Source organism: Streptomyces sp. NPDC001549 (genome assembly GCF_042894025.1).
Classification (GTDB): domain Bacteria; phylum Actinomycetota; class Actinomycetes; order Streptomycetales; family Streptomycetaceae; genus Streptomyces; species Streptomyces kutzneri.
Genome location: NZ_JBIAVJ010000023.1, coordinates 98,454 through 118,930 on the forward strand (window position 1 = coordinate 98,454; position 20,477 = coordinate 118,930).

The following is a 20,477-nucleotide window of genomic DNA, read 5'->3' on the forward strand; positions in this document are numbered from 1 at the left end:
GTAGCGAAGCCCCCTCCCCGGACGGCCGGGAGGGGGCTTCACCAGCGCTGGTGTCCGGCGGGTGCCGGACCTGGCGGACTTAGACGTTGACGCCGAAGTCCTGCGCGATGCCGGTGAGGCCGGAGGCGTAACCCTGGCCGACCGCGCGGAACTTCCACTCGGCGCCGTTGCGGTAGAGCTCGCCGAAGACCATGGCGGTCTCGGTCGCCGCGTCCTCGGAGAGGTCGTAGCGGGCGATCTCGGCGCCGCCGGCCTGGTTCACGACGCGGATGTACGCGTTGCGGACCTGGCCGAAGTTCTGGCTGCGGGCCTCGGCGTCGTAGATGGAGACGGGGAAGACGATCTTGTCCACGTCGGCCGGGAGGCCGGCGAGGTTGACGTTGATGGCCTCGTCGTCGCCCGCGCCCTCGCCGGTGCGGTTGTCACCGGTGTGGACGATGGTCTGGTCCGGGGTGGACTTGTTGTTGAAGAAGACGAAGTGGCCTTCGGAGACGACCTTGCCGGTCGGGTTGACCGCGATGGCCGAGGCGTCGAGGTCGAAGTCGACACCGGTCGTCGTACGGACGTCCCAGCCGAGGCCGACCGTGACGGCAGCGAGGCCCGGGGCCTCCTTCGTGAGCGAGACGTTGCCGCCCTTGGACAGGCTGACAGCCATGGGAATGTCCCTTTCCTCATCCAACATGCACGTACAGGCGGTCAAACTACCGCTGCCTCCTATAACGCGACGAGAGGCCGGTCGGGTTCCCGTCGTGAATTGTCCGTGACGGCGCATTCCGCGAGCCGGATGCGGAGGGCGGTAAATAAGGGTGACGGCGGCCGGGCCGGGGGCGGATCATAGGGGCATGCCTGGTCCTTATGTCATCCGCGGTTCGGTCGTGCTCCCCGAGGGAGAGCTCGCCTGGCGCTTCTCGCGGTCCTCGGGGCCCGGCGGTCAGCACGTGAACACCTCGGACTCGCGCGCGGAGCTGCTGTTCGACCTGGCGGCGACGAAGGCGCTGCCCGAGGTGTGGAAGGAGCGGGCGCTGGAGCGGCTCGCGGCGAAGCTGGTGGACGGGGTGGTGACCGTACGGGCCTCCGAGCACCGCTCGCAGCTGCGCAACCGGGAGATGGCGCTGGTCCGGCTGGCCTCGCTGCTGGCGGAGGCGACGGCGCCGCCGCCGAAGCAGCGCCGGGCGACGAAGATCCCGCGCGGGATCAACGAACGGCGGCTGCGGGAGAAGAAGGCACGGGCCGAGACCAAGCGCGGCCGCACCGGGCGGGACTGGTAGCCCCGCCCGTGCCCGTCTTACGCGCCTCGGGATCCCTACGAGCCCAGGTGCCGGTAGCGCCCGCGGAAGTACGTCAGCGGCTGCCCGTCCGGGGACGGCAGCCCGGCCGTCAGGACCCGGCCGACGACCAGGGTGTGGTCGCCCGCCTCGACGCGGTTCTCCGTACGGCATTCCAGGGTGGCCAGGGCGCCGCTCAGCAGGGGTGCGCCGGAGGCCTCGCCGCGTGCGTACGGCAGGTCGGCGAAGAGCAGCCGGTCGCTGATGCGGCCCTTCATCGCGAAGCGGCCCGCCACCTGGAGCTGGTGGTCGGCGAGGACCGACACCGCCCACAGGGGCTGTTCCGCCAGCAGGTCGTCCATCCGGGAGCCCTCGCGCAGGCTCACCAGGACCAGCGCCGGGTCCAGGGACACGGACATGAAGGCGGTCGCCGTCATGCCGACGTCCTCGCCGCGCGGGCCGTCCGCCGTCAGCGGGGGCTCGTGCGCGGTGATCAGGCACACGCCCGCCGCCAGCCGGGACATCGCGGCCCGGAACTCGTCATTGCTCACTCCCTCAGCATGGGGGGTTCCGTGGGACGGGGCGGGTACGGGGGTCGTCTTCAGCACGCTGAAACGCTAATCTCGCCCTTCCGCGCCGCACATCGGGCCCTGGTCCGAGTCGCGTCCCCGCCCCTTGGCCTAGGCCCGGGCGTATCGTTTGCTCACGGGAATGGGAGGGAGCGCTCCCAGCCGTGCACGACCCCACTGCGCACCGATATTCACCTGATGTGACTTGAGTCACAGAGGGCAAGATTTGTTGACCCTGTGTACCTGCCGCACAGCTCACTGTGATTCAGTGGACGGGACACCGCAACGAAACGCCGATGACAAACCTGGAGTTGCTGTCGAGGTCTCGGGGAGAGCGAGCAATGGAGACCGAGTCGGAGCCGTACGTCCGTCTTGCGACCCTGCGGCAGCTGCACCGGGTGGTGGCCGAGCTCAATACGGCCCGGAGCCTGGCGGACACTCTGCAGACCGTCGTGGACGGCATCGTCGTGGGGCTCGGCTACGAACTCGCCTGTGTCAACCTCGTTCGCCCGGACGGTGATCTCGTCGTCGCGGCCTTCGCCGGCGACCCCGCCGCGGAGGCCCTCATCACCGGCCGCGTCGGCTCCCGCGCCTCCTGGGAACGCCGCCTGACGATGGGTGAGAACTGGGACGGGCTCAGGTTCATCCCGCACACCGAGGGCTGGGTCCTCATGGAGGACGACGTCCCGCAGTGGCACACCGACGGCCCCGATCCGCGCTTCGAGGACGAGTGGCACCCCGAGGACCGGCTCTATGCGCCCATGTATGCGTCCGGCGGGGAACTTCTGGGTGTCATTTCGGTGGACAGACCGCGCAACGGCCGCCGGCCCGGCGCCTGGGGCCGCGAAGCGCTCCAGATGTACGCCTTCCAGGCGGCCATTGCGATCAGCAATGCCAGGCTCCGGGCGAACATGCAGCGCGCCCTCGTCCGGCTGGAACGCGAGCAGCAGGCACTGCGGGCCAGCGAAGAGTCGTTCCGCCAGGCCTTCGAGTACGCCCCCAGCGGCATGGCCATCGCCGAGATGGGCGGCGACCAGCACGGCCGGCTGCTGCGGACCAACGACGCGCTGTGCCGGCTCCTCGGCCGGCCCGCCTCCGTCCTGCGCCGCTACTCCTTCTCCGACCTGGTCCACCCCGAGGACATCGGCACCCTGCTGCGCACCTCCGCCGAGGGCGGCCGCGCCGAGCTGCGCCTGGGCCGCCGCGACGGCACGTATGTATGGGTCTCGCTGCGCAACTCCGTCGTCGCCGACGCCGCCGACGGACCCCGCTTCCTGCTCACGCACGTCGAGGACATCGAGGAGCGCAAGCGGCACGAGCTCCAGCTCGCCCACCGCGCCAGCCACGACTCGCTGACGGGCCTCCCCAACAGCGCCGAGCTGCGGGCCCGGCTCGGCGCCCGGCTGTGCCGTAGGCCACAGTCCGTACGGGCCAGCGCGATCGAGGCGCTGGACGCGGCCTTCGAGGGGCGCGACGGATACGACGGGCACGCGGCGCACGGGGCCGACGGGACCAGCGGCGGGCATACGGCGCACGCGGGGCACGACGGGCACCCGGTGGGGGCGGAGGCGGGTGGTGCCGGTGAGCACGGGTTTCATGCGGACGGCCCCGACCGGTTCTCCGGGTCCGACCCCTTCGAATTCCCCGGGGCGCCGCCCGCCCCGTCGGACGGTCCGTACGACCACCACGTGCACACGGTGGCGCCCGCGACCGACATCGACGACGGGACGAAGGGACTCGCGGTCCTCTTCTGCGACCTGGACGGCTTCAAGTCGATCAACGACCGGTTCGGGCACCACACGGGCGACGCGGTCCTGATCGAGGTGGCCCGGCGGCTGACGACCGGCGTCAGGGACGGTGACACCGTCGCCCGGCTGGGTGGTGATGAATTCGTCGTCCTCGCCGACGGCCTGGGCGCCGCCGACGCCGCCGACCTCGCCGTCCGGCTGCGCAACGCGATCATCCCGCCGATCCGGGTGGACGGCCGTGCGGTGCGGGTCGGGGCCAGTTTCGGCATCGGCTGGGCCAGCTGCGGGATGTCCGCCGACGAGGTGCTGCGCTCCGCCGACCAGCGGATGTATATCGAGAAAAGGTCCCGGTCGAAGGCTCATCGCCGGGCCGGATGAGCCGGTCTGCCGCTCGTGGGCGCACGTGTTCGGGGTAGGCTCCCGGGGGTCGAAAGGAGTGACCTGCGATGACGACGCCCGCGAACAACGGCCCGCACGGTGGGGCGAACAAGCCCGAGGACGACGATCCGTTCGGCTACCTCTACGAGGATGGCCAGGCGGCCGGAGCCACCCCGCCCGCATCGGGCGGTGGATACGGCTACCCGGGCGCGTCGGCCGGCGGTCACCCCGGACCCCAGCCCGGCGTCCCCCGCACCTCGCACCACCAGGTGCGTACGGTCGGCGAGCGCAGGAACGGCGGCCAGCGCGGCCCCGTCCCGCACCAGCAGGGCCCCGCGCAGCAGCCCCCCGGCTACCAGGCCCAGTACCAGGCCCCGGAAGCGCTCCAGGCGGGCGGCTACGGAGTTCCGGCGCAGCAGACGCAGACGGTCGCGCAGCCGGGCGGCCACGGCGGCGGTCGTGGCGGTGGCGGTGGCTCCAGCCGGCGCGGTCTGCTGATCGCGGCCGTCGCGGTGGTGGCCGTGGTCGTGATCGGCATCGTCGCGGCGCTGCAGTTCGGCGACAAGGACAAGGACAAGCAGCAGCCCACCGCCAACGACGGCCAGCAGTCGGCGGCCCCCCAGAACCCGGCCAGCCAGGCCCCGAGCAGCCCGAAGCCCTCGCAGGCCCCGCTGCCGAAGGGCGAGGCGGCCGGTGCGGGCATGGTGCTGACCGGCGGTGCGCGGCTGGAGAACACGGTGCCCGGTTCGAAGAGCTCGGGCGGCCAGTACGTCGCCGGCTTCAACCAGCCCGGTGCTGCGCTCACCTGGACGGTGGACGTGCCGGAGGCGGGTGAATACACGCTGTTCGTCAACTACGGCGTTCCCGGCAAGCCCGGCAAGGCGACCCTCACGGTCAACGGGCAGAGCCCGAACCAGTCGCTGAACCTGGACAACTTCGCCAAGGCGGCGGACGGCGCCTGGGACAAGGGCTGGACGCGCACCTTCGCGTTCATCAACCTCAAGAAGGGCACGAACGCGATGAAGATCTCGTGCGAGGCCGGCAACCAGTGCGACGTCGTCTTCGACCAGCTGGAGCTGGCTTCGGGCCACGTCAGGCGCTGACGGCGGGGGCGGACGCCCCCGGAACGGATCAGGCTCTGCCGCGCAGGTGCGGCAGAGCCTCATTCCGTTGTGCTGCCGTCAAGAGTGTGGTCTGCACAGCATTTTGACGGATGTCCCGTCATGTCCGCGGAGTCGTCAGCCGCCGTCGGTGACGCGTACGGCGTGCCGCAACTCCTCGTAGACGCCGGGGTCGAAGGCCCCCGCCACCGGGGCGAGGACCGTGGCCGCCGAGAGGGCGACCGCGCGGGTGAGGCGTTCCGGCCAGTCCAGGCCCTCCGCCAGTGCGGACAGCAGGCCGGCGACCGCGGAGTCGCCGGCTCCGGTCGGGTTGCCGGAGAGCCGGCGCGGCGGGGCCGCCTGCCAGCAGCCCTCGGCGGTGGCGGCCAGCAGGCCGTCCGGGCCGAGCGAGGTGACCACCGCGTGGGCGCCCCGGCGGCGGGCGTCCCGGGTGGCCGGGAGCGGGTCGCGGGATCCGGTGAGCTCGGCCAGCTCGGCGGCGTTCGGCTTGATGATCTCCGGGCGGGCGGCGACCCCGCGGCGCAGGGCCTCGCCGCTGGTGTCCAGCAGGACGGGCACCCCGGCCGCGCGGGCCGACCGTACGAGCAGCGCGTACGCGCCCACCGGCACGCCCGGCGGGAGGCTGCCGCACAGGGCGACGGCGCGGGCGCCGTGCACGAGGTCCTCGTAGCGCGCGAGGAAGCGCGACCACTCGCCTGCCGTGATCAGCGGCCCCGGCTCGTTGAACTGTGTGGTGTCGCCGGAGGCCGCGTCGGCCACGGCGACCGTGCGGCGGGTGTTGCCCGCGCAGGGCACCAGGGCGTCGACCACCCCCGGGGACCGTGCGAGCAGTCCCCGTACGACGGAGCCGACGGGGCCGCCGGCGAAGCCCGTCGCGGTCACCTCGTGGCCGAGGGCGGCCAGGACGTGCGCGACGTTGATCCCCTTGCCGCCGGCGCGTTCGGTGACGGCGGAGACCCGGTGCGAGGCGTGCGGAAGCAGCCTCGGCACTTGGTACGTGACGTCGAGCGCGGTGTTGAGCGTCACGGTAAGGATCATCGGCACTCCCGGGTCTGATGCTGCCGGGATCATGCCAAACGCAGGGCGGTCGGCCCAGTCCCGGGGCCGACCGTTTTCCCTGCGTACAGCCGCCCGGCCGTCAGATCGCCGGCCGGGACGGCGGGCTGACGATCCATTCACCGCGCCGCATGACTCCCGTGACGTCGAACGCGGCGTCCAGCACGACGAGGTCCGCGTACTTGCCGGGCTCCAGCGAGCCGATCTCGTCGTACAGGCCGATCAGCTTGGCCGGGTTGGCGGAGATCGCCTGGACCACGGACTCCACCGGCAGCTTGTCGAGGGTCACCGAGCGCTTGAAGGCGGTGTCCAGGGTCAGCGTCGAGCCGGCGATGGAGCCGCCCTCCACCAGCCGTGCCACGCCGTGTTTGACCTCGACCTCCAGCGGGCCCAGGTGGTAGGTCCCGTCGCCGAAGCCGGCCGCGTCCATCGCGTCGGTGATCAGCGCGACGCGGTGCGCGCCCGCGTGGTGGAAGGCCAGTTCGAGGGCTGCCGGGTGCAGGTGGGTGCCGTCGTTGATGAGCTCGACGGTGATCCGCTCGTCCTCCAGCAGCGCGGCGATCGGGCCGGGTTCGCGGTGGGCGAGGGGCGGCATCGCGTTGAAGAGGTGGGTGGCCACGGTCGCGCCCGCGTCGATGGCGGCGCGCGTCTGCTCGTACGTGGCGTCCGTGTGGCCGATCGCCGCGATGACCCCGTGTTCGGCGAGCAGCCGTACGGAGTCCAGGCCGCCCGGCAGTTCGGTGGCGAGGGTGACCATGCGGGCGGCGCCGTGCGCGGCGTCGATCAGCTTGCGGACCTCGGCCGGATCGGGGTCGCGGAGCAGGTCCTCCTTGTGGGCGCCCTTGCGGCAGGGGTTGATGAACGGCCCCTCGAAGTGGATGCCGGCGATCTCGCCCTGCTGGGTCAGCTCGGCGAGCAGGGCGGCGCGGCGGGCCAGTTCGGCCAGGTCCCCGGTGACGGTGGAGGCGACCAGGGTGGTGGTGCCGTGCTCGCGGTGGGTGCGGACGCCCTTGAGGACGTCCTCGGCGGTGCCGGAGGTGAACGAGGCGCCGCCGCCGCCGTGGTTGTGCATGTCGACGAAGCCGGGGACGATCCAGTGCCCGGTCAGGTCGACGGTCCGCGCACCCTCGTGGGCGCTGCCGGCGATCCGGTCGCCGTCGACGATGACCCTGCCGTTCGCCACCGTTCCGGTGGGCAGCACCACCCTGGCGCCCGAAAGAACAGTGCTGTGCGCGCTTCCGGACATCAGGCAGGTACCTCCGTGGCGAGTAGGTCCCAGGCGAGCAGCCCTGCGCCCAGGCATCCGGCGGTGTCCCCGAGGGCAGCCGGAACGATGTGGGGGAGCCGCTGGAACGTCACGCGCTCCTCCACGGCCGTCCGTAGTGGTGTGAACAAGGTCTCCCCGGCCTCCGCCAGCCCGCCGCCGATGATCAGCGTGCGCGGGTCCAGCAGGGTGATGGCGGTGACCAGTCCGTCGGCGAGGGCGCCGACGGCGGCCAGCCAGACCTCCCGGGCGCGCGCGTCCCCGGACGCGACGGCCTTGGCGCAGTCCGCGGCGTCGGCCTCCGGGTCGCCGGAGGCGGCCGCCCAGGCGCGGCTGACGGCCGCGGCGGAGGCGAGGGTCTCCAGGCAGCCGTGCTGGCCGCAGCCGCAGGCGGGGCCGCCCGGGCGCACCACGATGTGCCCGATCTCGCCCGCGTACCCGTGGGCGCCGGCCTCGATGCGGCCGGCGATGCCGATGGCTCCGGCGATGCCGGTGCCGAGCGGGACGAAGAGGAAGCGGTCGGCGCCCCGGCCGGCGCCGATGCGGCCCTCGGCGAGCCCGCCCGTGCGCACGTCGTGGCCGAGGGCCACCGGGATGCCGCCGAGGCGGCTGCTGAGCAGGGCGCGCATCGGTACGTCGCGCCAGCCCAGGTTCGCCGCGTAGACGGCGATCCCGTTCTCGGCGTCGACGATGCCCGGGACGGCGACGCCGGCGGCCGAGGCGGGCCGTCCGAAGCGTTCCCGGCCGGTGTCGAGCAGCTCGGCGGCGAAGTCCTGGATCGTCTCGACGACGGCGTCGGGGCCCCGCTCGCGGCCGGTGGCGCGGCGCGCTTCATGGAGCAGCGTGCCGTCGTCGGCGACGAGGGCGGCCTTCATCCCGGTGCCGCCCACATCGAGGGCGATGACGTGTTTCACGGGTTTCACAGAGACAGTCTCGCGTGCTCGGCGGGGAAAGGTCTAGTCCAATGAGGGAGATTGTTGAGCGGCCATACAAATTCGGGACCCAGGTCGGGAGCCCGATGTGGACGAGCCGCCAAAGTGGTGTAGACCTTACGTGGATCGTACGTACAAGAAGGGGTGGATGGAGAACTGTGAAGGGCCGTTACCTGAGCCTGGCCGCGTCCGGCGCCGCGCTGTGCCTGACCGCCGTGACGCTGACGGGCTGCGGAGCCATCGGCGGACTCACCGGAGACAACGAGGTGACCCTGCGGGTCGTGGCGGCCGACTACGGGGACAATCCGCAGAACTCCTCCGTGGCGTACTGGAAGGACCTCGCCGCGGGCTTCGAGAAGGCCAACCCGGGCACCAAGGTCGAGGTCAGCGTCTACTCCTGGTCCGAGGTCGACGCCAAGGTCGCCGAGATGGTCAAGGCCGGCAAGGCCCCCGACATAGCCCAGATCGGCGCCTACTCCGACTACGCGGCCGCCGGCAAGCTGTACTCGGCGGAGGAACTGCTCTCCGTGAAGACCGAGGCCGACTTCCTCGGGCCGCTCGCGGACGCAGGCAAGGTCAAGCAGGTCCAGTACGGCATGCCCTTCGTGGCCAGCACCCGGCTGCTCTTCTACAACGAGAAGCTGCTCGCCGACGCCGGTGTGATCGGCAAGGACGCCAAGGGCTGGCAGCCGAAGAGCTGGGCGGACCTCGAAGCCGCCGCCAAGAAGCTCAAGGCCGCGAACGTGCCCACCCCCTTCGCGCTGCCGCTGGGCCGCGAGGAGGCGCAGGCCGAGACCATGATGTGGATGCTCGCGGGCGGTGGCGGCTACACCGACAACGAGGAGTCGTACTCGATCGACTCCGCCCCCAACGTCAGGGCGCTGGAGTTCCTGCGGGACAAGATGGTCGGCCAGGGGCTGACCGGCCCCGTGGAGCCCGGCAAGCTGGACCGCCAGGCCGCCTTCGACGGCTTCACCAAGGGCGAGGTCGGCATGCTCAACGGGCACCCGACGCTGCTCAAGCAGGCCGCCGCCAAGGGCGTGAAGTTCGGCATGGTGCCGCTGCCCACGTCCGACGGCAGCGACCAGCCCGCAATGGGCGTCGCGGACTGGGTCATGGCCTTCAAGAACGGCCACCGCCAGGAGTCCGGCAAGTTCCTGGACTTCCTGTACCAGCCGAAGAACGTGACGGCCTTCACCGAGAAGTACGACCTGCTGCCCGCCACCACCAGCGGCTACCAGGCCAAGCAGGCCGCCACGGGCGGCTCGGCCGCGCCGCTGAAGCCCTTCCTGGCGGCACTGCCCAGCTCCCGGCTGTACCCGGTCGGCAAGAAGTCCTGGGCGGGCGTCAGCGAGGACATCAAGCAGAACATCGGCAAGACCGTCCAGCCGGGCGGACAGCCCGCGAAGGTGCTGGAGCAGCTCGCCACCACCGCCCGGGCGGCGGACCCGCGCTGACCGGTGGCGGCGGGCCGGGTGTCAGAGCGCGGCGTTAATCTGGCGGTATGACGGACGAGGGGCAGCTGACGGCCACGGAGGCCGCGGTGCTCGCGTACGAGGGACGCACCTGGCCCGGGCCCGGAGCCAAGGAACGGGCCATACGGGAAGGGCTGGGGATGACCCCCGTCCGCTACTACCAGTTGCTCAACGCACTGATGGACGACCCGCGGGCCCTGGCCCACGCCCCGGGCACGGTCAACCGGCTGCGCAGGATCCGCGAGGCCCAGCGAGCCCGGCGATAGCCGTAGCCGTGGCACCGCCCGGCCGTTAGGGTCGTGCGTATGGGGAGTCATCCGCACGACCTGCCGATGCCCGTCACCGCAGCCGGACGCGAGGGACTCGCGGCCCTGCTGCGCGCACCCCGCCGGTCCGTGGTCGCCCTGGACTTCGACGGCACCCTCGCCGACATCGTCCCGGACCCGGACCAGGCCCGAGCCCACCCCGGAGCCGTCCCGGCCCTGTCCGCACTCGCCCCCGAGGTCGACTCGGTGGCGGTCATCACCGGACGGCCGGCGGGCGTCGCCGTCCGCTACGGGGGCTTCGCCGGAGTCCCCGGCCTGCAGCACCTGGTCGTCCTCGGCCACTACGGAGCCGAACGGTGGGACGCCGTCACCGGCATCGTCCACGCGCCCGCCGAGCACCCCGGGGTGGCGGCGGTCCGGGCGGAGCTGCCGGGGTTCCTGGACTCCATCGGGGCCTGGCGCGGCACCTGGATCGAGGAGAAGGGCCGGGCACTGGCCGTGCACACCCGCCGGGCGGAGGATCCGGCGGCGGCCTTCGCGGCGCTGCGGGAGCCGCTGGCGGAGCTCGCGGCGCGGCACGGGCTGATGGTCGAACCGGGGCGGGCGGTGCTGGAGCTGAGGCCGCCCGGCATGGACAAGGGCGTCGCCCTGACCGAGTTCCTGGCGGAGCGGGACGTGGAGGCGGTGCTGTACGCGGGCGACGACCTGGGTGACCTCGCCGCCTTCGCGGCCGTGGAGGAGGGCCGTAAGGACGGGCTGCCGGGGTTGCTGGTGTGCAGTGGCTCCGCGGAGGTGCCGGAACTGGCCTCACGCGCCGACCTCGTCCTCCCGGGCCCGGCCTCGGTGGCCGCCTTCCTCTCCACCCTGGCCGAGGCCATCCGCCGCTGACGTTTCAGCCGCGAACGCCGCCCGGAGGGCTGGTTGGCCGCGGAGCGGCATATCCAGCCCCTCCGGCGATCGAGGAGCGGGGTCTGGGGCGGCGCCCCGGCAGCAGGGCCGTCGGTCCGGGGGCCGGCCCCCGGACCCCCGCGCCTCAAACTCCCCCAGCTACCGCTGGGAGGTGCCCCCTGGCGGGGCTGGATTCGGCGGGGTCTGGGGCGGCGCCCCGGCAGCGGACGGTCAGGCGGGCGGCGTCAGGGCCGACAGCTGGGCCGTGAACCAGGCCGTCGGGGGGAGGGACGTGGCAGCCGCCGCCAGGCGTTTGGTGCGTTCCGCGCGCTCACCCACCGGCATGGACAGCGCCGCGTGCAGCGCGTCCGCCGTCGCCGTCACGTCGTACGGGTTCACCGTCAGCGCGTCCTGGCGGAGCTCCTCGTACGCCCCCGCCCCGGTGGACAGCACCAGCACGCACCCCGCCTCCGACACCACCGGGATCTCCTTCGCCACCAGGTTCATCCCGTCCCGCACCGGGTTCACCAGCGCCACGTCCGCCAGCCGGTACGCCGCCAGCGAGCGTTCGAAGTCGTCCTTCACCGACAGCAGCACCGGCTGCCACTGCGCCGTACCGAACTCCGCGTTGATCTCCGCCGCCAGATCCCGCACCGACTGGGTGTAGTCCCGGTACACCTTCAGGTCCTGCCGCGAGGGGTACGCCGACGCCAGGTGCACCACCCGGCCCCGCCACTGCGGGCGCGTGGTCAGCAGTTCCCGGTAGGCCAGCAGGCCGCGCAGGACGTTCTTCGACAGCTCCGTGCGGTCCACGCGGACGATCGTCCGCAGGCCGTCGACCTCCGCCCGCAGCTCCGCCAGCTTGGCGTTCACCTCCGGCCGGTGCGCCAGCGCCCGCAGCTCGTCCCCGTCCACGCCCAGCGGGTACGTGCGCACGTGCGTGGTGCGGGTGGGCCACATTGTGTACCGGCTGTGCTCCACCACCGAGCCGTCGCGCACCTCGGACCGCCCCCACGCGTCGTCGAGCCGCGCGGAGCCCAGGAACTCGGCCGCCCAGGCCTCGGTGTGGAAGCCGAGCACGTCCGCGCCGAGCATGCCCCACAGCAGGGTCTCGCGGACCACGTCCGGCAGCATGGCGAGATAGCCGGGCGCGGCCCACGGGGTGTGCGTGAAATGGGCGATCCGCAGGTCGGGACGGAGCGCCCGCAGCATTCCGGGCACCAGCGCCAGGTGGTAGTCCTGGACCAGCACCTGCGCGCCCTCGGCGGCCTCCTCGGCCAGGGCCTCGGCGAAGGCCTGGTTGTAGCGCTCGTACGACTCCCACCGCCGCCGGAACTCCGCATCGAAGACCGGCTCGCGCGGGATGTCGTACAGGTGGTGGTGCGTGAACCACAGCACAGAGTTGGCGATGCCGTTGTACGCGTCGTCGTACATCGTGGGATCGATGTCCAGCATCCGGACGCCCGGTTCGGCCACGCCCCGGCGGACCGCCTCCCGGTCCGCGTCCGACAGGGCCGCGCAGATCCACAGCGCCTCCGGCTGCTCCGCGAGGGCCGTGGAGAGTCCGGAGACGAGACCGCCCCCGCCGCGCCGGGCGCTGAGCGTCCGGTCCTCGGCGAGGGCGTAGGAGAGGGGGCCGCGGTTCGCTGCGACGAGCACCTGGGAAGCCATGCGGCCAACCTAGCCCGGCCCGCGCCCGCTCAAACCGTACGTTCCCTCACGCCACGCGACGCAGCGCGTACTCCTTGATGCCCGCCATCGGCGGCCGCTCCTCCGTGTCCACGGGGTACGTCCGCGGTACGAAGCCCTCCGCTCCGCGCTCGAACTGGGTGAGCTCGGGCCGTACGAGGTGCCCGCGGGAGAGCCGTACCTGGGCGGTGCGGTAGATCGCCGCGGCCATTCGGCCCAGCGCCTGACCGTCCTGGTGGCGGTGGACCCGTACGCCCACGTCCACCTGGGCCAGCGCGTCCAGCCCGACCGTGTGCAGCGCGTCGACCAGCAGGCCCAGCTCGACGCCGTACCCGACGGGGAACGGCAGCCGTTCCAGCAGGGAGCGGCGTACGGCGTACTCGCCGCCCAGCGGCTGCACGAAGCCGGCCAGCTGCGGCCAGTGGAGGTTGAGGAGCGGGCGGGCGACCAGCTCGGTGACCCGGCCGCCCTGGCCCGGGGTGTCCCCGAGCGGGCGGTCGTACATCGCCTTGACGAACTGCACGTCGGGGTCGGTCAGCAGTGGTCCGACGATGCCGGAGACGAAGGTGGCGGAGAAGTCCCGCAGGTCGGCGTCGACGAAGCAGACGATGTCCCCGCCGGTGGCCAGCAGCGAGCGCCACAGCACCTCGCCCTTGCCGGGCAGCGCCGGGAGGCGGGGCAGGATCTCGTCGCGGTGCACCACCCGGGCCCCGGCCTTCGCCGCGACCTCCGCGGTCCGGTCGGCGGAGCCCGAGTCGATGACGACCAGTTCGTCGACCAGGGGGACCGGCAGTCCCTCGATCAGCTCACGCCGGACGGTCTCGACGATCGCGCCGACCGTCGCCTCCTCGTCCAGCGCGGGCAGCACGACGCTGACCGTGGTCCCGGCCGCCCGTTTCCGGTCGAGCAGCTGGTCGAGCGGTCGGTCGGCGGCGGACCAGGAGCGGTCGGCCAGCCATCGCTCCACCTCTTCCAGCACCCTCAGCACTCCCTGCGTGTCGGTGATATTCGCCCTTATGTGATCCATCTCGCGGTTCGGACGGCTGTCTCAACCGCCCGGGCCTTCGGTTACAGTCTTGAACAACGCGAAGGACCACCGCATGCCGGGGGTCCCCGCGTACAAACGCACCGGCGCGCCATAGAGCGCGTGTGCCGGTGCCATACCGCTCATCCAGAGGGGCAGAGGGACACGGCCCGTTGAAGCCCCGGCAACCCTCCAGTCGGTTCTCGCGATCGCGCGTCAGCGCTCGTCAGCGAGGTCCCCGGCTAGGGAAGGTGCCAATTCCGTCTCATGGCGAAGTGCGCCATGGGGAAGATGAGGAGAAAGGGCCTCGCCATCATGGCTGCACAGACTGTCGCCACCTCTGTTGATCTCGGACCTGCCACCGGCCTTTCCTGTCGCGAGTGCGGCACCCGCTTCGAGCTCGGCCCCATCTTCGCGTGCGCCGAGTGCTTCGGACCGCTGGAAGTCGCCTACGACCTGCCGACCGGCGACCCCGAGGCCCTGCGCGCCGCGATCGAGGCCGGCCCGAACAACATCTGGCGCTACGCGCCGCTGCTGCCCGTCCCCGCGGACGTGGCCGGCAAGCCCAGCCTGAACCCCGGCTTCACCAAGCTCGTGGACGCGGCCAACCTGGCCAAGGAACTGGGCATCACCGGCAAGCTCTACGTCAAGGACGACTCCGGCAACCCGACGCACTCCTTCAAGGACCGCGTCGTGGCCATCGCCGTCGAGGCCGCCCGCGCCTTCGGCTTCACCACCCTGTCCTGCTCCTCGACCGGCAACCTGGCCGGCGCCGTCGGCGCCGCGGCCGCCCGGGCCGGTTTCCGCTCCTGCGTGTTCATCCCGCACGACCTGGAGCAGGGCAAGGTCGTCATGGCCGGTGTGTACGGCGGCGACCTGGTCGGCATCGAGGGCAACTACGACGACGTCAACCGCTTCTGCTCCGAGCTCATCGGCGACCCGCTGGGCGAGGGCTGGGGCTTCGTCAACGTCAACCTGCGCCCGTACTACGGCGAGGGCTCCAAGACGCTCGCGTACGAGATCTGCGAGCAGCTCGGCTGGCAGCTGCCCGACCAGATCGTGATCCCGATCGCGTCCGGCTCGCAGCTGACGAAGATCGACAAGGGTCTGCAGGAGCTCATCAAGCTCGGCCTCGTCGAGGACAAGCCGTACAAGATCTTCGGTGCCCAGGCCGAGGGCTGCTCCCCGGTGTCCACCGCCTTCAAGGCCGGTCACGACGTGGTCCGCCCGCAGAAGCCGAACACCATCGCCAAGTCGCTGGCCATCGGCAACCCGGCGGACGGCCCGTACGTCCTGGACATCGCCCGCCGCACCGGCGGTTTCGTCGAGGACGTCACCGACGAGCAGGTCGTCGAGGCCATCAAGATCCTTGCGCAGACCGAGGGCATCTTCGCCGAGACCGCGGGCGGTGTGACCGTCGGCGTGACGAAGAAGCTCATCGACAACGGGCAGCTCGACCCGGCGCTGACCACCGTCGTCCTCAACACCGGTGACGGCCTCAAGACCCTGGAGGCGGTGGCCGCGGACAGCGGGCAGACCGCCACCATCCGCCCGAGCCTGGACGCGTTCCGCGCCGCCGGCCTGGCCTAGGGGGTGTCCGGCGGGTCATGGCCGGGCCCGGGCCTGACCCGCCGGACCCCCCTCCCCTTCTCCTCCGCCCTACCGGAAAGGCAGTAGCGCCATGAGCGTCAACGTCCGCATCCCCACCATCCTGCGCACCTACACCGGCGGCGTCGCCGAGGTCCCGGCCGAGGGCGCGACCCTCGCCGAGGTCATCGAGTCCCTGGAGAAGAGCCACCCGGGCATCGCCGCGCGCGTCCTGGACGACCAGGGCAAGCTGCGCCGTTTCGTGAACGTCTACGTCAACGACGACGACGTGCGCTTCGAGGGCGGGCTGCAGGCGGCGACGCCCGACGGCGCCGGCGTCTCGATCATCCCGGCCGTCGCCGGCGGTTGCTGATTCCCCGGATATCCGGGATATCCGGGATATCCGGGATCTCCCGGATCGCCCGGGTCACCGCTTAGGTGACACGCGCAAACCGAAATTGCCCCCTCCGCTAAAGCGGAGGGGGCAATTCTGCTTGATTGGGCACGGTAGGGTTGGGGAAGTCCCCTCCGCTGTTTTTGCCCGCCGCATATGAACGGGCCGCGTGAGGGTCGACATTGGGCCAATGTGCAGGTGCGGTATGGGGCTTTGGCGAGATATGTCAGGCCCGAGTTGCCCTGGAGTATGGCAAATTTTCACTCTATTTCAATGTTTCTCGGTGTCCAGAATTCTCATCGGATTGACCTGTTGCAGACAGCATCCGCGCAGATACATTCAGCCTCGGTCGACGCGTTCCGACGCAAGTTCTGACCCGGGATCGTGAAGTGCGTTCCTGCGCAAGGGCCAGTAATAGGGGAGTTAGGCATGGCTCAGGGCACCGTCAAGTGGTTCAACGCGGAGAAGGGCTACGGCTTCATCGCGGTCGACGGTGGTGCGGATGTGTTCGTCCACTACAGCGCCATCCAGATGGACGGGTACCGCACCCTTGAAGAGGGTCAGCGGGTCGAGTTCGAGATCTCGCAGGGCCAGAAGGGTCCGCAGGCGGACATGGTCAAGCTCGCACTCGGCTAGTCCTGGAGCGATCGACCACCGACGCACAGTCTTCATCGAAGACCTGGAACACCACGAGGGGCCCACATCCTGGACACGGGATGGGGGCCCCTCGTGCGTGTGCCCGGGAGTAGCGGGGCGTTGCGCGAAGCCGCTTGCGCCCACCCGTCACCCGACCGCCACCCCTCAACGAGGCTTCTTCGAAGCCGCTTGCACTCTCGGGGGTCGAGTGCTAATCATTGGCGTTAGCACTCTCCACGTGAGAGTGCTACTGAAACGAGGACCGGGTCGGTGAGGCCCGCAGGGTCCGGCGGGAAGGAACCGCCGGGCACGCAGGCCGTCCGTCGCGGGCGCGGGCGCGGTCCTGGGAGCAATCCACCGCTGTCCGGGAGGACCACTTCAGATGGCCAAGATCATTGCGTTCAACGAGGAGGCCCGGCGTGGTCTCGAGCGTGGGATGAACCAGCTCGCCGACGCCGTCAAGGTCACCCTTGGCCCCAAGGGTCGCAACGTCGTCCTTGAGAAGAAGTGGGGCGCCCCCACGATCACCAACGATGGTGTCTCCATCGCCAAGGAGATCGAGCTCGAGGACCCGTACGAGAAGATCGGCGCCGAGCTGGTCAAGGAAGTCGCCAAGAAGACGGACGACGTCGCCGGCGACGGTACGACCACCGCCACCGTCCTGGCCCAGGCGCTCGTCCGCGAGGGCCTGCGCAACGTGGCCGCCGGTGCCAACCCGATGGCCCTCAAGCGTGGTATCGAGAAGGCCGTCGAGGCCGTCTCCGCCGCCCTGCTCGCCCAGGCGAAGGATGTCGAGACCAAGGAGCAGATCGCTTCGACGGCCTCCATCTCCGCCGCCGACACCCAGATCGGCGAGCTCATCGCCGAGGCCATGGACAAGGTCGGCAAGGAAGGCGTCATCACCGTCGAGGAGTCCCAGACCTTCGGTCTGGAGCTGGAGCTCACCGAGGGTATGCGCTTCGACAAGGGCTACATCTCGGCGTACTTCGCCACCGACATGGAGCGCATGGAGTCGTCCCTCGACGACCCGTACATCCTGATCGTCAACTCCAAGATCGGCTCGGTCAAGGACCTGCTGCCGCTCCTGGAGAAGGTCATGCAGTCTGGCAAGCCGCTGCTGATCATCGCCGAGGACGTCGAGGGCGAGGCGCTCTCCACCCTCGTCGTCAACAAGATCCGTGGCACCTTCAAGTCCGTCGCCGTCAAGGCCCCGGGCTTCGGTGACCGCCGCAAGGCCATGCTCGGTGACATCGCCATCCTCACGGGCGGCACGGTCATCTCCGAGGAGGTCGGCCTCAAGCTGGAGAACGCCGGTCTCGACCTGCTCGGCCGCGCCCGCAAGGTCGTCATCACCAAGGACGAGACCACCATCGTCGACGGTGCCGGTGACAGCGACCAGGTCGCCGGTCGCGTGAACCAGATCCGCGCCGAGATCGAGAACTCCGACTCGGACTACGACCGCGAGAAGCTCCAGGAGCGCCTCGCGAAGCTGGCCGGCGGCGTGGCCGTCATCAAGGCCGGTGCCGCGACCGAGGTCGAGCTCAAGGAGCGCAAGCACCGCATCGAGGACGCCGTTCGCAACGCGAAGGCGGCCGTCGAGGAGGGCATCGTCGCCGGTGGTGGCGTGGCGCTGCTGCAGGCTTCCGCGGTCTTCGAGAAGCTGGAGCTGGAGGGTGACGAGGCGACCGGCGCCAACGCCGTGAAGCTCGCGCTGGAGGCCCCGCTCAAGCAGATCGCCGTCAACGGTGGTCTTGAGGGTGGCGTCGTCGTCGAGAAGGTGCGCAACCTGCCGATCGGTCACGGCCTGAACGCCGCGACCGGCGAGTACGTCGACATGATCGCCGAGGGCATCATCGACCCGGCGAAGGTCACGCGCTCCGCGCTGCAGAACGCCGCGTCGATCGCCGCGCTGTTCCTGACGACCGAGGCCGTCATCGCCGACAAGCCCGAGAAGGCCGGTGCCCCCGCGGGCGGCGGCATGCCGGGTGGTGACATGGACTTCTGATCGACCCCGGCTCCGGCCACTGGTTGATCGGCTGTTCTCGAACGAGGGCGGCACCCCGCAAGGGGTGCCGCCCTCGGGCGTTTCCATGTTCCCCGGAATCAGAAGCCGGCGGTGTCGATCGCGAAGTCGAACGGCTCCGGGACGTGCAGGGGCTTGCCGAAGGACACCGTCGTGCGGGAGCGGTACCCGTGCGGGGAGGGGTCCCAGAAGCAGGTGATCTCCGAGTCCTGCATGTCGACGACCAGGTAGACGGGTACGAGGCGTCCGTAGACGTCGAGCTTCTCGTTCCAGTCGGCGTCCTTGGTGGAGACGGACGTGAACTCTCCGACCAGGGACAGTGCGGCTCCGTCCGCATGCAGCCCGTCCTCTTCGAAGGCTGCCTCGTCCGCGACGTACAGGTCCGGTCCGTAGCCGCGCTCTGCCGACGGGAACCGGAAGAGGAAGGGGGAGGTGTCAGCGAAGTGACCGTCGGGCACGTGAGACTGGAGCTGCTCGCGCAACAGGCGCATGCGACGGGAGTAGCGCAGCCTGGAAAACGGTGACACGACGATCTTCCCCCGGATGAGCTCGGCCTTGAAACCGTCTGGCGTGTCCATCTCCGCGACCGTGCGCAGAAGGTCCTCGAAGGCCGGTGGCGCCGACGACGTCTCTATGGGTGTGGCCCGCTCGATCATGATCGTCACCGTATTCCTCCGGATGGCGTGCAGTGCTGAGCCCGTGCCTCGTTTCAGGCTAGTGCCGTGACACGGGCCTCGCCCGGTGCTCGGAGCGGTCCCCTTCGATCGGGTGGTGAAAACCGCTGGCCGGGGCGGGTGTGGCCGTGTGACGGTCGGCCATGGGGAACTCCGTCGCTCATCCCGTGCTGCGCACCGCCGAGGCCTGCGGCACGGCTCCACATCCGTCTGTGCTGCTCGCCCGGCCCGCCGAGCGGGGCTGAGCGCGGGATGGGAAGTTCGAGGGCCTACCCCGTGTTCCGGACCGACGACCTCGCCGAGGCCTACCGGCGGGCCCGCCTGCTGTGCGGGCGGATGAAGCCACTGGACGCGGAGATGTGGCTGTGCGCGCAGGCGCACACCGTCGAGGAGGCCCGGGGGCTGGCGGGGGTCCTTCCCGCGGGCCGGTTCGATCCGTCGTACGACTGGGACCGGGACGTCTGGTTCGTGGGCGCCGAACTGCCCGGCGACGACCGGGAGCTGGCGGCCGAACTGCCGCTGACCGTCGACGCGTACGCCGCTCCGGGCCCGGTCGAACAGGCCTTCCTGCGTGCGCTGGGCCGCGGGGCGGCCACGATGCTCTGGTACGGAGCCTGGCCGTTCGTCCCCGAGATCCCGTCCGCGGTGGAGGAGTCGACGAACCAGCGGGTGGAACTCGACGTCAACGAGGAGCATCCCGACGGCCGGCACACGGTCTACGTGCACTTCCGGTACGCCGACGAGGCGGGCGCGGCCCATCTCGCGGCCGCGATCGGCGGGTCGGTGCTGGGTCCCGTGCAGCTGGGCCGCTGACGCGGCCGTCCGCATAGGCTGGGCGCATGGCTGATCTCTTCGTCAAGATCTGCGGGCTCAGGACCGCGCACGATGTCGACGTGGCCGTGGCCGCCGGGGCGGACGCCGTCGGGTTCGTCTTCGCGCCCGGCAGCCCGCGTACGGTCGATGCCGCCACCGCGCGGGAGCTCGCCGCGCGGGTGCCGGACGGGGTGCTGACCGTCGGGGTGTTCCGGCGGCAGGCGGTGGCGGAGGTGCGCCGGTTCGCCGAGGAGAGCGGGGTGCGCGGGGTGCAGCTGCACGGCGAGGAGGGCCCCGAGGACTTCGCGGCGCTGCGCGCCGACGGCCGGACCCTGCTGCGGGCCACCGCCGAGCACGTGAAGCGCTGCGGCGAGTACGGCGAGGACCTGCTGCTGCTGGACGCGCCCGACCCGGGCTCCGGCAAGCCGTGGAACTGGGGCGCGGCGGACTTTACCGCGCCCGAGGGGCGGTGGCTGCTCGCCGGCGGACTGAACCCGGGCAATGTGCGGGCGGCGCTCGCGGCCACCGGGGCCTGGGGCGTGGACGTGTCCAGCGGGGTGGAGCGGGAGCGTGGCGTGAAGTCGCCGGAGCTGATCCGCGCCTTCATCGAGGCCGCCCGAGCGCACTGACCGGTGGAACACGGCTCGCCGCGGCAGGGGTCAGCCGGCGACGCGG

20 protein-coding genes and 1 riboswitch are annotated in these 20,477 nt (G+C 71.2%); of the genes, 12 read left to right on the forward strand and 8 right to left on the reverse strand.

All coding sequences use genetic code 11. The annotated features are described in order from the left end of the window. Nucleotides 1–79: 79 nt before the first annotated feature. Nucleotides 80–655, reverse strand: coding sequence for a TerD family protein (locus tag ACFY04_RS31365; RefSeq protein ID WP_389121905.1), 576 nt, complete (start codon nucleotides 653–655; stop codon nucleotides 80–82). 187 nt (nucleotides 656–842) lie between these two features. Between ACFY04_RS31365 and arfB the strand changes: the two genes are divergently transcribed. Then, nucleotides 843–1,268 (forward strand): alternative ribosome rescue aminoacyl-tRNA hydrolase ArfB, encoded by a 426-nt coding sequence (gene arfB, locus ACFY04_RS31370; RefSeq protein ID WP_109780030.1) that lies wholly within the window; start codon nucleotides 843–845, stop codon nucleotides 1,266–1,268. 35 nt (nucleotides 1,269–1,303) lie between these two features. Here arfB and ACFY04_RS31375 read toward each other — a convergent pair whose 3' ends face one another. Next, a complete protein-coding gene (locus ACFY04_RS31375) occupies nucleotides 1,304–1,873 on the reverse strand; it encodes a flavin reductase family protein (protein WP_389121908.1) in 570 nt (189 codons plus the stop codon). Between the two features lie 302 nt (nucleotides 1,874–2,175). On the opposite strand from ACFY04_RS31375, the gene cdgB reads away from it, so the two are divergent. Both cdgB and ACFY04_RS31385 read left to right on the forward strand, forming a co-directional pair. Further along, nucleotides 2,176–3,960 (forward strand): diguanylate cyclase CdgB, encoded by a 1,785-nt coding sequence (gene cdgB / locus ACFY04_RS31380; RefSeq protein WP_389121910.1) that lies wholly within the window; start codon nucleotides 2,176–2,178, stop codon nucleotides 3,958–3,960. Nucleotides 3,961–4,028: 68 nt separating this feature from the next. After that, nucleotides 4,029–5,063, forward strand: a complete 1,035-nt coding sequence (locus ACFY04_RS31385; RefSeq protein WP_389121913.1) for a CBM35 domain-containing protein — start codon at nucleotides 4,029–4,031, stop codon at nucleotides 5,061–5,063. Nucleotides 5,064–5,198: 135 nt separating this feature from the next. On the opposite strand, the gene ACFY04_RS31390 is transcribed toward ACFY04_RS31385, so the two are convergent. The 3 genes from ACFY04_RS31390 to ACFY04_RS31400 form a co-directional block, all read right to left on the reverse strand. After that, on the reverse strand, nucleotides 5,199–6,119 hold the full coding sequence (locus ACFY04_RS31390) for a 1-phosphofructokinase family hexose kinase (protein WP_389121915.1): 921 nt from the start codon (nucleotides 6,117–6,119) through the stop codon (nucleotides 5,199–5,201). 100 nt (nucleotides 6,120–6,219) lie between these two features. Next, a complete protein-coding gene (gene nagA, locus ACFY04_RS31395; protein ID WP_389121918.1) occupies nucleotides 6,220–7,383 on the reverse strand; it encodes an N-acetylglucosamine-6-phosphate deacetylase in 1,164 nt (387 codons plus the stop codon). Beyond that, nucleotides 7,383–8,315, reverse strand: coding sequence for an ROK family protein (locus ACFY04_RS31400; protein WP_314254678.1), 933 nt, complete (start codon nucleotides 8,313–8,315; stop codon nucleotides 7,383–7,385). Before ACFY04_RS31400 ends, nagA begins: the two co-directional genes overlap by 1 nt. Nucleotides 8,316–8,491: 176 nt before the next feature. Between ACFY04_RS31400 and ACFY04_RS31405 the strand changes: the two genes are divergently transcribed. Genes ACFY04_RS31405 through otsB form a run of 3 tightly spaced genes read left to right on the forward strand, consistent with a single transcriptional unit; the run spans nucleotide 8,492 to nucleotide 10,962 of the window. Then, the gene (locus ACFY04_RS31405; RefSeq protein ID WP_389121919.1) at nucleotides 8,492–9,790 is read left to right on the forward strand and encodes an extracellular solute-binding protein; all 1,299 of its coding nucleotides are present in this window, start codon (nucleotides 8,492–8,494) and stop codon (nucleotides 9,788–9,790) included. Between the two features lie 47 nt (nucleotides 9,791–9,837). Continuing rightward, nucleotides 9,838–10,074 (forward strand): DUF3263 domain-containing protein, encoded by a 237-nt coding sequence (locus tag ACFY04_RS31410; RefSeq protein WP_030031449.1) that lies wholly within the window; start codon nucleotides 9,838–9,840, stop codon nucleotides 10,072–10,074. 39 nt (nucleotides 10,075–10,113) lie between these two features. Further along, the gene (otsB, locus tag ACFY04_RS31415; protein ID WP_389121922.1) at nucleotides 10,114–10,962 is read left to right on the forward strand and encodes a trehalose-phosphatase; all 849 of its coding nucleotides are present in this window, start codon (nucleotides 10,114–10,116) and stop codon (nucleotides 10,960–10,962) included. Nucleotides 10,963–11,193: 231 nt separating this feature from the next. Here otsB and ACFY04_RS31420 read toward each other — a convergent pair whose 3' ends face one another. Together ACFY04_RS31420 and ACFY04_RS31425 are read right to left on the reverse strand one after the other, a co-directional pair. Further along, complete coding sequence (locus ACFY04_RS31420) at nucleotides 11,194–12,633, reverse strand: trehalose-6-phosphate synthase (RefSeq protein WP_389121925.1); 1,440 nt, start codon at nucleotides 12,631–12,633, stop codon at nucleotides 11,194–11,196. Between the two features lie 46 nt (nucleotides 12,634–12,679). Continuing rightward, a complete protein-coding gene (locus ACFY04_RS31425; RefSeq protein ID WP_389121927.1) occupies nucleotides 12,680–13,630 on the reverse strand; it encodes a glucosyl-3-phosphoglycerate synthase in 951 nt (316 codons plus the stop codon). Nucleotides 13,631–13,815: 185 nt separating this feature from the next. Continuing rightward, a riboswitch (SAM riboswitch) is annotated at nucleotides 13,816–13,973 on the forward strand. Between ACFY04_RS31425 and thrC the strand changes: the two genes are divergently transcribed. The 4 genes from thrC (at nucleotide 13,967) to groL (ending at nucleotide 18,297) form a co-directional block, all read left to right on the forward strand. Next, nucleotides 13,967–15,265 carry a threonine synthase gene (gene thrC, locus ACFY04_RS31430; RefSeq protein WP_314254660.1) on the forward strand — a complete coding sequence of 433 codons (1,299 nt, stop codon included), beginning with the start codon at nucleotides 13,967–13,969 and terminating at the stop codon, nucleotides 15,263–15,265. (Overlaps the previous riboswitch by 7 nt.) Before the next feature lie 91 nt (nucleotides 15,266–15,356). After that, a complete protein-coding gene (locus ACFY04_RS31435; RefSeq protein WP_030727568.1) occupies nucleotides 15,357–15,635 on the forward strand; it encodes a MoaD/ThiS family protein in 279 nt (92 codons plus the stop codon). Between the two features lie 450 nt (nucleotides 15,636–16,085). Continuing rightward, nucleotides 16,086–16,292 carry a cold-shock protein gene (locus tag ACFY04_RS31440; protein ID WP_030009783.1) on the forward strand — a complete coding sequence of 69 codons (207 nt, stop codon included), beginning with the start codon at nucleotides 16,086–16,088 and terminating at the stop codon, nucleotides 16,290–16,292. A gap of 382 nt (nucleotides 16,293–16,674) precedes the next feature. After that, a complete protein-coding gene (gene groL / locus ACFY04_RS31445; RefSeq protein WP_351163805.1) occupies nucleotides 16,675–18,297 on the forward strand; it encodes a chaperonin GroEL in 1,623 nt (540 codons plus the stop codon). A 98-nt stretch (nucleotides 18,298–18,395) separates the two neighbouring features. Here the strand turns inward: groL and ACFY04_RS31450 are convergent, their stop codons facing one another. Next, complete coding sequence (locus ACFY04_RS31450) at nucleotides 18,396–18,971, reverse strand: Uma2 family endonuclease (protein ID WP_389122016.1); 576 nt, start codon at nucleotides 18,969–18,971, stop codon at nucleotides 18,396–18,398. 270 nt (nucleotides 18,972–19,241) lie between these two features. On the opposite strand from ACFY04_RS31450, the gene ACFY04_RS31455 reads away from it, so the two are divergent. Continuing rightward, nucleotides 19,242–19,802 (forward strand): hypothetical protein, encoded by a 561-nt coding sequence (locus ACFY04_RS31455; protein WP_389121931.1) that lies wholly within the window; start codon nucleotides 19,242–19,244, stop codon nucleotides 19,800–19,802. A 26-nt stretch (nucleotides 19,803–19,828) separates the two neighbouring features. Continuing rightward, a complete protein-coding gene (locus ACFY04_RS31460) occupies nucleotides 19,829–20,431 on the forward strand; it encodes a phosphoribosylanthranilate isomerase (protein ID WP_389121933.1) in 603 nt (200 codons plus the stop codon). Nucleotides 20,432–20,477 lie beyond the last annotated feature (46 nt).